The sequence below is a fragment of the Terribacillus saccharophilus genome (assembly GCF_002272745.1).
In the GTDB taxonomy this organism is placed as follows: domain Bacteria; phylum Bacillota; class Bacilli; order Bacillales; family Amphibacillaceae; genus Terribacillus; species Terribacillus saccharophilus_B.
In genome coordinates, this window is the sequence record NZ_NPBD01000017.1 from 1 (window position 1) to 13,061 (window position 13,061).

The following is a 13,061-nucleotide window of genomic DNA, read 5'->3' on the forward strand; positions in this document are numbered from 1 at the left end:
TCATGAGTGGTGCCGGCCAGAGGACTTGAACCCCCAACCTACTGATTACAAGTCAGTTGCTCTACCAATTGAGCTAGACCGGCAAGCTATTTAATTTATTGACTCGAACGTCACGAATGATATCATATCATCATTCAGATAACTTGTCAACACATTTTGTTAACTTTTTTAAAACAAGTGGTGGAGGATGACGGGCTCGAACCGCCGACCCTCTGCTTGTAAGGCAGATGCTCTCCCAGCTGAGCTAATCCTCCAGCTTTATGACCCGTACGGGATTCGAACCCGTGATACCGCCGTGAAAGGGCGGTGTCTTAACCGCTTGACCAACGGGCCAGGATGTCTGTTTTTCATCGTTGCGTTTTTCGTAACTCGAAACTGACAAGAGTTATTATATACAGGAATGCAAGGCTTTGTAAACCCACTTTCTTGATTTCTTTTAATTCAGATAACTAGCCTGCAAATGACCCCCTCTTCCACTTGGTAAAAACCCTGTTATATCAACGTTTACAGCTATTTTAATAACATCTATTCTTCTTGCATATTTTCCTCTCAAAACAGGAATATAAACATGAACGCAATAAAATATGAGCAATTTTTTTGTCTGATAGAAAAATTACTTGTTATGCTTTTCCTATGAAATAAACAAGAAAAGGGGCATTCGACATGACAGAAACATTCGATGTAACGAATCCAGCCACCGGCGAATTAATCGAAAAAGTAGCAATTGATTCAGAAGAAGCAATAAACGATAAAATAGAAAAAATCCATCAAGCCTTCCATTCCTGGTCCAGAACTTCTGCAACGGAGCGCAGTAAGCTTCTCCGTGCTTGGCATGATAAGATGATTGAAAACAAAACAGAACTTGCTGCCTTGATGACAGCGGAAAACGGCAAGCCGCTTAAAGAATCTGAAGGCGAAGTATTATATGCAGCTGGCTATATCGAATGGTTTGCAGAAGAAGCAAAACGCGTATACGGCCGTACTATCCCTGCTTCCACCACTGATAAGCGTATGCTGGTGACCCGTGAAGCTGTCGGTCCAGTAGCAGCAATCACGCCTTGGAATTTCCCAGCAGCAATGATTACAAGAAAGGCAGCTCCCGCACTAGCGGCAGGCTGTACATTCATTATCAAACCAGCACCAGACACACCACTGACAGCCATTCGTTTAGTCGAACTGGCGCATGAAGCCGGAATTCCAGAAGATGTCATTCAATATGTAAATGCTGATGGAGAAACAGTCGGAAAGATTTTCACCGAGCACCCTCATATTAGAAAGATTTCGTTTACCGGCTCTACCCCTGTCGGCAAGCTGCTCATGAAACAGAGCGCTGATAGTGTGAAGCATGTATCCATGGAGCTTGGCGGACATGCTCCCCTTATTGTCGATGAATACGCTGATATCGACCGCGCTGTGAAGCATGCATTAGCATCAAAATTCCGGAACGCGGGCCAAACATGTGTCTGTGCCAACAGATTGCTCGTCCATGAATCTATTAAAGATGAATTTACAGCAGCATTCACTAAAGCAGTATCCGAAATGAAGGTGGGCCAAGGTACGGAAGAAGGCGTAGCAATCGGTCCTGTCATCAATAAGAAAGGCTTTGATAAAATCGTAGCTCAAATTGATGATGCTAAGTCCAAAGGTGCAAAAGTCCTCGCCGGCGGCACATTTAATGCAGATGCCGATAAAGGCTACTTCTTTGTCAACCCGACTGTTCTTGATCAAGTAACGGATGACATGGACATCATGCATGAAGAAACATTTGGGCCAGTCGCTCCAATTACAACATATACTGAAATCGATGAGGCAATCCGTTTAGCCAATGACACGCCATTTGGCTTGGCAGCTTACTTCTTTACAGAAAACTATCGCCGCGGTCTGTATATTGCCGAAAACCTGAAATATGGTATTGTCGGCTGGAACGACGGCGGTCCATCTGCCGTACAAGCTCCATTTGGCGGCATGAAGGAAAGCGGCGTCGGCCGCGAAGGCGGAATCGAAGGAATTGAACCTTACTTGGAAACAAAATATATCTCGATCGGTATATAAAAGAAGGACCCGTCAGTGACGGGTCCTTCTTTATTCTATAAATATCTTTCAGCCGTAGTTTGGCTACAACATTCCGCAATCTCGATTCTTCGATAACGGACAGTAGCTTACATCTAAGGCACCTTCGTCTCCTTAATCATCCCTACTGCTTTCGAAAACGATCATTCAGTGCTTCATTTAGTAAGAAATAAATCCTATGCTACTATGAAATTAGGCGATTAGAAAAATTAAACCTATGGGAGTTGGACAAATGGAAAACATCGAATTTCTAAACATAATATTACGTGATGGTACTTCACAATCAGAGGCCTTCGCTTTTTATGACCAGCTAGATATCGTTGAACCCGAACAAATGATAGGCATGTGGAAAGGCGAAGAAATCGTAACTGGGCATCCATTAGAGGGACTTCTAACAGCATCCGGTTGGTATGGAAAAGAATTTATCGATGAAGAACACGTCCACCCATTAATTTTCGAAAAAAGTAATGGTGTTCTCTATACTATTAGTCCAAGTTTACTTCCTTTAAATCTTCTTTTGCAAAGTTTGAAAAACATACCGAAGCAAATCCTCTCCCCATCTATGACAATATTGCGACCTATCTTAAACACGAATAAGAGTGCAGCAAGGTTACGTAAAGTAAATCATAGAGGGAAAGTTACTTCAGCAATGATCTACGATAATAAAGGTATTATAGATATATTTAGAAAGATTGATGAAAACACCCTATTAGGTATTATGGATATTAAAGAACAATCATCAGATAAGACCTTTTTCTTTATATTAAGAAAAGCATAAACAGATTACATCCATTTTGAAAAATATTGTTATCATCACCAGCTGCACTTCCGAGATAGTAGAAACACTCTGTAGCTTTCAAGTCTTTCACGATATTGAAGAATCAATTAATCATAAAAGGATGGGGCTTCCCCGTTAACTCGGAGAAGCCCCATCCTTCATTTTTTCAATCTTAGTTTAGTCCAAAGCCTCTTCTTCATTATTCTACAAACACTTTTCCAGCCGCAGTTGCTTCCGTTTCATTGCCGAATGCATCTGTTGCTTTCACAACAACATCTGCTCCATCAAGCTTCGCAGATGATGTTGCTGTCCAGTAGCCTACATACAGACCATCTTCTGTTTCCCGCATCGGCAGCTCAGTTGCTTGTGATGTTGTCCGGAAATTCGTCAGCGGTGCTTTCAAGTAGAAGGTCGCATCCTCCAAACCAGGCTCTGATTCAAAGGAGATGACAACTGTTTCTCCAGGCTGCACTTCTGCATCCTGATCCGGTTTCACATTTTCCAGCTCAGGAGCCGTGTAATCAGCTTCAAGCTCAATAACCTGCTTCGCTTTATTTCCCGCTTGATCTGTTGCAACTACTTTAATCTCATTTACACCTTCATCCAATAGAATACGCTTGGAGAACGTCCCATCTTCTTTCACATCTGTTTTTGCACCGTTGATTGTCAGCTTGTTCAAATAATCATCAGACGCTGTTCCTGTAACAGTCACCGTCTCCTTATTTGTCTTGCTGCCATCTTCAGGTGCTGTGATCGTTAATTCCGGCGCCGTTTGGTCCCGGATGATTGTCACAGCTTCAGATGGTGCTGTACTGCCATTTTCCAGCTTTGTGACAGCGGTCAGAATGTTTTCACCTTCTGCCAGCCCTACTTCCGCTGCAAAGGTTCCTTCATCCGATGCTTCAACTGACGCAGCAACCTCACCGTTATTGCTGATTTCTACTGTACCACCAGCTGCAGCTGTCCCTTCCACCGTCACACTGTCTTCTTTCGTGACTGTGTCTGGTGCAGGCGAGGTGATGACCGGTGCCTGTGCTTCATAGTCAACAAGAGCACGGATCATATAGTTGCCATCTTCTTCTGGAACAGGGCTCCACTCCCCGCCTACATTCTGCCAGCTGCGGCCGGAAAATTCTCCGTCTTCATCTGTTGCCAATGCAGGCGTGTTCGGATTCGGATCTGTTTGGACATAAAGAATATAGAAATCAGAATCGACTACAACACCTTCTCCGGCCAAATCAACCTGAGTCCATTCTCCATTCCGGAGTGCTTCCCCAGTAATTGGCCCGGCGAGCTTCTTACCCGGTGCACCGTCTTCACCGGAATCGTCGTAGATTTCAACTGCAAAGTTCGTGCCGCCTGGTGTCGGGAAGCTTTCATCCCAGAAACGGAACAAGCCGCCTGTCACTTGTGCAGAAGATTGGCCTTCCGCCAGCGTGAATTTAACTGCCCAGCCATTTCCGGCGTCGTAGAAGGCATGTGCATTCTCACCAGTCCCATCGTCATAGCCGATTTCTCCAGCGAATCCGATGAACGGCTCCAGCTCAGCGTTTTGTTCTGTTGATTCATCTGCATTCACTGTCACTTCAAATTCTGTTCCTTTAAAGGATGGTGCCGTGATTTTAAGCGTGTATGTCCCCTCATAAGCAGTCAGCGTATACGCCCCGCTTTCATCGGTTTGTACTGGCTGGATGGCTGCATCCTCGATCACATATACATTAGCTCCAGCTACCGGTTCACCTGTTTGCGCATTTGTCACAGTACCCGAAACTGTTCCTTCCGCAATAGGATCAAGTGTGAAATTCTGTGTAACTGCAGATCCCTCTGTTACGGTAACTGGTGCTGTGCTGGAGTGGAATCCGTAAGCAGAAGCCTCCAACGTTACATCACCCGCAGCCTGCAGTAAGCGGTAGCTTCCGTCTGCTGAGTCCGTCTGTACACTCCGACCTGTTTCCTGTACTGTCACTGTTGCATCAACCGGCAATGCAGTTGGGCTGATGTCAGATGGATCTGCTTGTCCATCCGGCAATGTTGGACCTTGTACATTTTGGATTGGTGTTGGAGCAAGCTTCTTGGCATCTACCTTCTTCTTGTTCTTTGCACTATCCTTCGTCTGCTTAGCGTCCTCTTTCACTTTCTTTGTGCCTTTCATAATAGAAGCAGAGGTGCTGGAAGAATCCGAGATGGATACATCATCGATATACCAGCCTTGTTTACTGATGCTGCCGTCTGTCTCCAAATGGAAACCGACATAAACTGTTTGACCGGCATAATCACCCAAATCGATTTGTTCAGCAGCCCAAGCGCCATTTGCTCCATTATACGAGCCTACCTGCTCCCAGTTCTCTTTGTCCGTCGATACAACCACATGGCCATAATCATAACGGCTTTCCAAGTCGAACCATGTTTGGAACTGCAAGTACGCTTCTCCATCCTCTGGTACTGCTACCGGCGGTGCTAGCAAAGTTGCATCCGCATTGTTTGGATAAGCACCTGTTCCGTATACATTCTCGCCAGAAGCTGCTGCATCAGGACCTGCAGCTGGGGAGCCCCACTCCCAGGAATTCTGGTTACCAAATGATGTCCAGCCTGCTGGCTCCTCTTCGAAGTCCTGGCTATAGCCAACTGTCAGTGGTGCAATGAGCTCCACTTCGTACGCATCCGTCTCTGTTGTATTACCGCCAAAGTCGGTCACGACAAATTTATAAGAGAGTGTTTCACCTGTTGTCGCTTCAGCTGGTAGCACTGCTTGATACGTACCGCTTGCTGCGTTTCCTTCCACAAGCGCTGCCTCAACAGTTTGCCATTCTCCCTCATCTTTTTTGTATTGAAGTGTTACTGTGTCTGCGCTGATGTTATCCGTCACTTGTGCTGTGAGCGGAGTGGCAACACCTTGATACACTTCTGACACTGCTTCATGTGTAATTACAGCAGGTTCTTCGTCCTCGCCATCCTGATAGACGTTACCATTGATTTCGCCGACACCAGTTGCGATTGTGGATACTGCCAAATAAGCATTCACAATACCATGACCGAAACCTTCATTGATTTCATCCGGATAATCGCTGCTCGTTTGACGATCAGCTGTATCGTACAATATCGTCTCGATCTCATCGACTGTTAACGAACTATCCGCCTGCAGAAGCAAAGCGATAACACCGCTTATATGTGGTGCTGCCATCGATGTGCCGCTGAATGCTGCACTGTAATCACTGCCGCTTACCGCAGAATAGACGTTCACTCCAGGAGCCGCAATATCGGGCTTGATTTCTCCATCATATGGAGAAGGACCGCGAGATGAGAAGCTGGCCAATCCATCTTGGCTATCCGTTGCTGCTACAGAAATCGACTCTGGATAGTTGGAAGGTGCCGACACTGTCGCGTCTCCATCTCCGTCATTTCCAGCAGAAAACACCGGTACGATACCAGCATTGCGCCATGTCTGCACAACTTCACGGTACCATTCATCCAGGCCTGGTCCGCCGCCCCAAGAGTTATTGACGATGTCAGGCGCCTGCTCCGGATGAGGGTTGCCTTCTTCATCCTTTGGTGCAAGCATCCATTCCGCCGCATCAAGCAGAATAGCATCCGTTGTTTGCCCCTGTCCGGTATCAGGATGGAAAGCTTTTACCGCAATCCATTTTGCACCTGGTGCAACCCCAATATCCTGAGAGCCATCAGGTTCCGCACCAACAGCTGTACCGATTGTATGTGTACCGTGATCCAAGTCATCATACGGTACTGCTTCCCCGTCGACTGCATCATACCAGTTGAATTCATGGGAAACATTATCCGGATCCGCTGGATTATAGCCCCGGTATTTTTCAAGTAACGCAGGATGGTCATACTGCACACCAGTATCCAGTCCACCGATGACGACACCAGTCCCATCCAAGCCGGTTTCCTGCCATACCGCAGGTGCTCCGACCCTTTCTACGCCCCATGCTTCGACTTCCTCAGCCAAAGCAGCGACTTTCTTTTCTTCTGCCTTTGCTGGCTCGAGAATTTTCCGCTCTCTGTTCGGTAGGATTTTCTCTACTTCCTCAGAAGCAGCTATCTCATCCATCACCTCTTTGGAGCTGGTAACCTTCAATGCATTGACGATATAGTAAGAGTCATAATCCTTAACAACGCCCTTGTCTTTTGCCTGCTTCAAGTAATCAAGCAAATTCGCTTGAGTTGCATCTGCCGTCACCCGCAAATCGCTGACAACAGCTGAATTTTGGATACGCTTCTCTTCCTTAGCAGACAAACTGGCAGACTGCTTCTTTGCCTTCTCGACTGCAGTCTCTGCAGCCTTCTTCGTATCCGCCTGTTCCTTCAGCTTAACAAGATACGTCACCTGCTCATCCGCTTTGAACTGTGACGTAACATCTTTGTCCACCTTCGCAGCTACACCCTCACTCGCTTTTACAGAAGTTCTCTCAGAAGACTGTGCTCGTGAAACTGTAGGAGAAAGCAATGACAAGAGAAAAACACCGACTGCCAGAATACTGAGCCATTTTGCCATACGTTTCTGCATCTTCTCATTCTCCTTTTTCCTGATATGGTCTTGCCCGGTAACCTTATCCACCTCCGCCTTCTAAAATGACAGATTATGTAATATCGCTCAGATGTTATAGATAGATTACGAGATTATGTCGGTTACGGGAAGAGCATCGGGAGAAAAGAGGAGCATATGCATAGATGTGTAGATTTCCTGCATGATAATAGTAATAATTTTCTGTTAATTTAACACTTATTTAATAATCAAACGAGCAATCAAAACCTTATACTCAGGTCAAAAGATTTAAATCTAGCAAGTACAGTACACATTCATGTTGCTTTTTTATTCGAAAGCTGCGAAACTTAGCTCTTTTAATCTCATCTATAATAGCTCTAACCTTCAGTTGAGAACTTGAACTCAAGAAACATGGGAAATATATACATATAATACCCCTTTTGTCGTTTTCCCTACTTCGGCAGCTATTCTCTCTAATAAAAGGGCTTTTAACCCTCTTATTCATATCCTTCACAAGACTTATGACATATAAAAAAAGAATCCGGTAAATACCGGATTCTTTTTTAAATGAATTTACTTATCTGATCGACAAAATTACGAATGATTTCCACCGTCGACCAGATTCCAATAACAGCAATTATTACTAGGATTCCTGTCTCCCACCATCTATTTTTGTAACCCTCCATCATATATTTCCGGCTGCTTGTCATCAATACCAATCCAACAACAATCGGCGGCAGGATCAAAGCAGTAATGACACTGGTGCCGAATACATTCAGCAGTACCAAGTCCGGCGCTCCAGGGATCGATATAAGAATCGGAAGAAGAAGAAACAGGCCAATAGATAGGTAGCGGAATTTGGGATCTTCATCTGTCTTCTTATAATTCTTCTTTGCAGATAGATGGAAGCCATTAAGCATCAGCAAAGTAAAGCCGCGAGCTTGAGCTGGGAAACTTGTGAAAGCCGCTAGGAACAGGCAGACCCAAAGCATCGTCGGACCAGCTGAACCAACAGCCAATTCCATCATAAGCGCCAAGTCATTCTCGTTGCTGACTGGTATGCCAGTTCCATAGAATACTTCCGCAGCTACTACCCAGAAAAGCACATTGATTACCAAGAGCGGCAGCATTCCCGTAATTAGGTCCAATTGCTGTATCTTCCGGTATTTCGGTTTATCCCAGCCTTTATCCTCCATAAAATAAGGATACAGCAGATTTACGGCTGATCCGCCAATTGCTCCTATAGTAGCAACTGCGATGAATATGGCATTGAAAGGCCCTTGGTTTGGCGGCATATCGAATGTCAATCCCTTAAAGAACCCGATGACATCGAATGAACCGATTCGGAACAGGGCAAAAACGAACGCTGCAATAATTGCTACAGAAGCAAAACGAGCCAGCATCTCCAATAGCTTATATTGGTTTGGATTAATCAATAATAAGAACGTAAGACCGACAACCACTAAACTAAAGAGGAAGACACCCCAAGTCTCTCCGCCGAATCCCCCAAACAAATTATAAAGTGCAACAGCACATGCACGAAGGAAGCTCATCTGAATGACAATTCCAAGGAACAAGATTGCAACACCCAGAAGTAAAGGAAACCCGCTCCACACGCGTTGAAATCCTTGCAGAATCGAAGTATCTCCATGACGGTTCTGCAATTTATACTTTGCTACCGCTGAAACCATGAAATAACGAGCAGCCAGCGCGACGACCAATGTCCATAGAAGCGCATATCCATAGTTTGCACCCGAAACTGTAGAACTGACCAAATCTCCAGTACCAAGGAAAGTCATCGCCAGTACAAGTCCTGGTCCTAGACTTCGCATGTATTCCATAAACGTTTTAGGTAATGCAGATGGTGCTTCGTTCCTCTCCCTGACAGGTACTTCACTATTCTTCAAATCCTTCAAGCTCTTACTCATTAACTTAACCCCCTTATTATGATAACGCTTACAAAATATAACAAGCTATTAATCATCTAAGGTGCATCGTAATATGTGCTTGTTCCATACAAGGAATTCAAAAGAAACACAGGCGCCTTCATCATCACTAATTCCTTTTCCGTAATCCGCTCCGAATTGCTTATCTGAAAAGAGCATAGGCTAGGATTACCACGGTGAATCACTTTGCACACTTGGTAGCTTCCTAGCCTATCTGTCCAGTTTCGAAAATTCCTATCGCTTTTCATTCAGATCTAATCCGAATATCCTTGCCCAATAGCTGGATTTCCCCTGTTCATCAAGCAATAAATTATTTCGGTGCTAAATCAGCAGCTGCTTTCAAAGCAGCAAGCATGCTGCGTTCATCCGCAATGTTCTTTCCAGCAATATCAAATGCTGTTCCATGATCGACTGAGGTTCTCACCAGTCCGCCGTTTAAACCAACCGTTATGTTAACCCCTTCCTCTAATCCTAGTACTTTAATTGGGACATGCCCTTGGTCATGATAACAGGCAACTACGATATCAAAGTCCCCTCTGACTGCTCGGAAGAATAGTGTATCTGCCGGGTGCGGACCACTGACATCAATCCCTTCCTGCTGCGCTTTGGCAATGGCTGGTGTCAGTTTCTCCTCTTCTTCCCCATTTCCAAACAAACCGTTTTCCCCCGCATGCGGGTTGATACCGCACACTGCAATACGCGGCTTATCGTATCCCGCTTTTGTTAACGTCTCATACGCAAGTTTAATAACTGTATATGTCCGCTCCGGGTTAATGGCGGATATTGCATCTAACAAACCAATATGTGTTGTTAAATGAATGACGCGAAGCTTGGGTGAGGAGAGCATCATAGAATAGTCCTTGGTTCCGGTAAGTTCTGCAAGAATCTCGGTATGACCAGGGTATCTATGCCCACCCAAATGAAGCGCCTCTTTATTTAAAGGAGCAGTACAAATAGCTGCTAACTGCCCTTCCTTGCCAAGCTCAATTGCCTTACTTAAATAATGAAATGCTGCATTCCCGGCTTCTTTGGAGACAACGCCCTGTTCCAGATCTTCTGGAAGCAACTGCAGATCCATCACATCTATTACGCCATGCTCAAATCGACATGCACCAACAGTTTTGACGGTATGAAATTCCAAATCTGCACCAACGACTTCGGCCGCTCTCTTCAGGATGCTGAGATCTCCGATTACTAAGGGATTTCCTTGCTGATAAACCTCTTTGTGCTGCAAAGCCTTAACGATAATCTCCGGGCCGATTCCAGCCGCGTCACCCATACTAATTCCGATAGTTGGCTTCAACTTTATCTACTCCTTTAAGCAATTCCAATGCGTTCCCCATAACTTTCTGTGATCCAAAACTTCCGGCTTTCGTGACAGCGATTATTTCTGTTCCATTAAGCTGCCCAATTGGAACTCCAGCCTCTACTTGGCCCAAAATATGAAAAGAATCTGCTTGGAGTGCTTCCATAACCCGAATAGCTGTATCCCCGCCAGTAAGGAATAATCTCGAGATTTTCATTCGGTTAACCATTGCCGCAGCCACTACTCCTAAGTTCTGGGCAATCTTATTACTATTTCGAATAGCTTCTTCCTCATCGGATGCGACCGGCTTCTCGGAAGAAGAAAACAGCACAATATGTTTCCCAGCTGCATGTGCATCTTGAGCCTCTTCCATTACTATCTTCCACTCATTTGAATCCTCGAGATTGTCTTGAAGCAGCATAACAGGATCAACTTCCAAAAATTGAACGCTATCATCCGATTCCATTAACCAGTTTAGCTGTTTACGCCCAACTGGACTCACACTGCCTACAACCAATAATACAGTCTCCTCCATAAGGTCAAGAGATGGAGAAACTACCTTTCGCTCTAATCCATGTGCAGTTGGAAGATATTCCATCAGCCCTGCTGATCCCGCATAGATGACATTTAGTTTGGTAGCTACAGCAGCTTCACTAAGCAAACGAAGATCATCATCATCTTCTGAATCAGCTGTAATAATCTTAGCTCCCATTGAAACAGCTGTTAACAGCTGTTCCACTCTTTTCTCATAGCCAGATCTGATTTCCTCTACGCTTAGATGGTGGATCCGATGCTTGCTTTGAGAGGAAACTAACTGCTTGATATCAGAATGTTTTACTGGTGTTTTTGGATCCTTGGCAGCTTCCGTTTCAGCCAGAGGGATACCATGCAGGTAATGAATACCTGCTTTGACTACCCTGCCCTGTGACGGAAGACCAGGAGCCAACAGGATAACGTCTGGCTTCAATACATCATATAGGGCATCTAGCTCCTGCCCTACATTTCCTCTCATCGTGGAATCTATTTTTTTATATATGATATCTGGTGCTGTCAATGCAACCCCTTCAGCAGCTTTAGCAATCTTGCTATAAGCTACTGCCGAGGGAAGTGACCGACTGTCCGTATTTATTACCACCGCATGATTGCTAGCTATCTCTTTGATCTTACCATCTAATAGCACCTCTACTTCTACTGCATATGGAAGCAGCATCGCCCCGCAATCACTCGCACCAGTTAGGTCGTCCGCAATAATCGCTATCTTTTTCATAGCTATTCCCGCTTTCAGACTAATAGCTTGCGATAAATAGACTTTACATCTTCTTTATCCAATGTCTTTGGATTATTGTCCATCAATCGTTTAACTTCTAGAGCAGCAACTGCCATTGATTCGATGCTATCTTCTTCTACGCCATATTCTCTTAAATCCTGAGGTATTTCCAAGACAGTTGTCAGTTCCTTAATTTTATCGACTACTGCCTGAGCTGCTTCTTCACTGGATAGATGTTTTGCATCAATACCCATAGGCTCAGCTACAGATGCCAGTCGATCAACCATAGCATCCATATTGAACTGCGTAACATGAGGAAGCAGCATGGAATTTGCCACACCGTGCGCTATCTTGTATTTGCCGCCTAAAGGATAAGCCATTGCATGCACTGCTGCCGTACCTGCCGCTGTTAATGCCATCCCGCCATACATCGAGCCAATGAGCATCTTCTCTCTGGCATCCAAATCAGCACCATCTTGGTAAGCAGTAACAATATTAGCAGTAATCAATCGAATTGATTCCAGCGCAAACATATCACTTATCGGATTAGCTTTATTGGAAATATAAGATTCCAAAGCATGAGTGAATGCATCCATCCCAGTTGCAGCTGTGATTGGTTTCGGAAGACCAGTTGTTAATGTTGGATCAATTAATACAAGATTCGGAAGCAAATGTCTGCTTACAACACCGATCTTTAGCTCCTGTTCAGGTAATGTGACAATTGCATTTGGCGTCACTTCTGCTCCGGTTCCTGAAGTGGTTGGAATTAGAATAGTTGGCGTTCCTGCCTTTTCAACCAGGTCAGTTCCAAGTAAATGCTCCAAGGCAGTATCATTGGTCTTTAGAACGGATAGCAGTTTTGTTGTATCAAGAATACTTCCTCCGCCAAGCCCGATTAGTACATCATAATCTTTAACTCCGACAGTTTCAGAAAAAACTCTTTCTATATTTTCAAGTGTAGGTTCTGGCTCTACATCGGTTGTACGATCGACAGTTATACCCACAGCTCCCAAGGCCTGCTCTACCTTTTCCGCTGCACCTGTATCAACCAATGCGGGCTGCGTGATTAATAACGCTTGCTTAACCGGCAGATTTAGTAATGATAAATGCTCGCTAATGTTATCGATTACTTCACGACCTGCAACAATATGATCTGCTGTTTGGAATTTATAAATAGACAATTTGCTCTCTCC

7 protein-coding genes and 3 tRNA genes are annotated in these 13,061 nt (G+C 44.8%); 2 read left to right on the forward strand and 8 right to left on the reverse strand.

Features of this window, described 5'->3' with window-relative positions:
• Nucleotides 1-7: 7 nt before the first annotated feature.
• The 3 genes from CHH58_RS15900 to CHH58_RS15910 form a co-directional block, all read right to left on the reverse strand.
• Nucleotides 8-83, reverse strand: a tRNA-Thr gene (locus tag CHH58_RS15900).
• A gap of 95 nt (nucleotides 84-178) precedes the next feature.
• Nucleotides 179-254 (reverse strand) — tRNA-Val (locus CHH58_RS15905).
• 7 nt (nucleotides 255-261) lie between these two features.
• Nucleotides 262-333 (reverse strand) — tRNA-Glu (locus CHH58_RS15910).
• Nucleotides 334-663: 330 nt separating this feature from the next.
• Here CHH58_RS15910 and CHH58_RS15915 point away from each other — a divergent pair.
• Together CHH58_RS15915 and CHH58_RS15920 are read left to right on the forward strand one after the other, a co-directional pair.
• Complete coding sequence (locus CHH58_RS15915) at nucleotides 664-2,052, forward strand: NAD-dependent succinate-semialdehyde dehydrogenase (RefSeq protein WP_095262811.1); 1,389 nt, start codon at nucleotides 664-666, stop codon at nucleotides 2,050-2,052.
• 250 nt (nucleotides 2,053-2,302) lie between these two features.
• Nucleotides 2,303-2,848 carry a DUF4334 domain-containing protein gene (locus CHH58_RS15920; protein ID WP_095262812.1) on the forward strand — a complete coding sequence of 182 codons (546 nt, stop codon included), beginning with the start codon at nucleotides 2,303-2,305 and terminating at the stop codon, nucleotides 2,846-2,848.
• 199 nt (nucleotides 2,849-3,047) lie between these two features.
• Here the strand turns inward: CHH58_RS15920 and CHH58_RS15925 are convergent, their stop codons facing one another.
• The 5 genes from CHH58_RS15925 to CHH58_RS15945 form a co-directional block, all read right to left on the reverse strand.
• Complete coding sequence (locus tag CHH58_RS15925) at nucleotides 3,048-7,370, reverse strand: S8 family serine peptidase (protein ID WP_095262813.1); 4,323 nt, start codon at nucleotides 7,368-7,370, stop codon at nucleotides 3,048-3,050.
• 542 nt (nucleotides 7,371-7,912) lie between these two features.
• The gene (locus CHH58_RS15930; protein WP_095262814.1) at nucleotides 7,913-9,277 is read right to left on the reverse strand and encodes an Nramp family divalent metal transporter; all 1,365 of its coding nucleotides are present in this window, start codon (nucleotides 9,275-9,277) and stop codon (nucleotides 7,913-7,915) included.
• Between the two features lie 328 nt (nucleotides 9,278-9,605).
• Nucleotides 9,606-10,598 carry a 4-hydroxythreonine-4-phosphate dehydrogenase PdxA gene (gene pdxA / locus CHH58_RS15935; protein ID WP_095262815.1) on the reverse strand — a complete coding sequence of 331 codons (993 nt, stop codon included), beginning with the start codon at nucleotides 10,596-10,598 and terminating at the stop codon, nucleotides 9,606-9,608.
• On the reverse strand, nucleotides 10,576-11,868 hold the full coding sequence (locus CHH58_RS15940; RefSeq protein WP_095233721.1) for a four-carbon acid sugar kinase family protein: 1,293 nt from the start codon (nucleotides 11,866-11,868) through the stop codon (nucleotides 10,576-10,578). Before CHH58_RS15940 ends, pdxA begins: the two co-directional genes overlap by 23 nt.
• Nucleotides 11,869-11,882: 14 nt before the next feature.
• The gene (locus tag CHH58_RS15945) at nucleotides 11,883-13,049 is read right to left on the reverse strand and encodes an iron-containing alcohol dehydrogenase (RefSeq protein WP_095228334.1); all 1,167 of its coding nucleotides are present in this window, start codon (nucleotides 13,047-13,049) and stop codon (nucleotides 11,883-11,885) included.
• Between the last annotated feature and the right edge of the window lie 12 nt (nucleotides 13,050-13,061).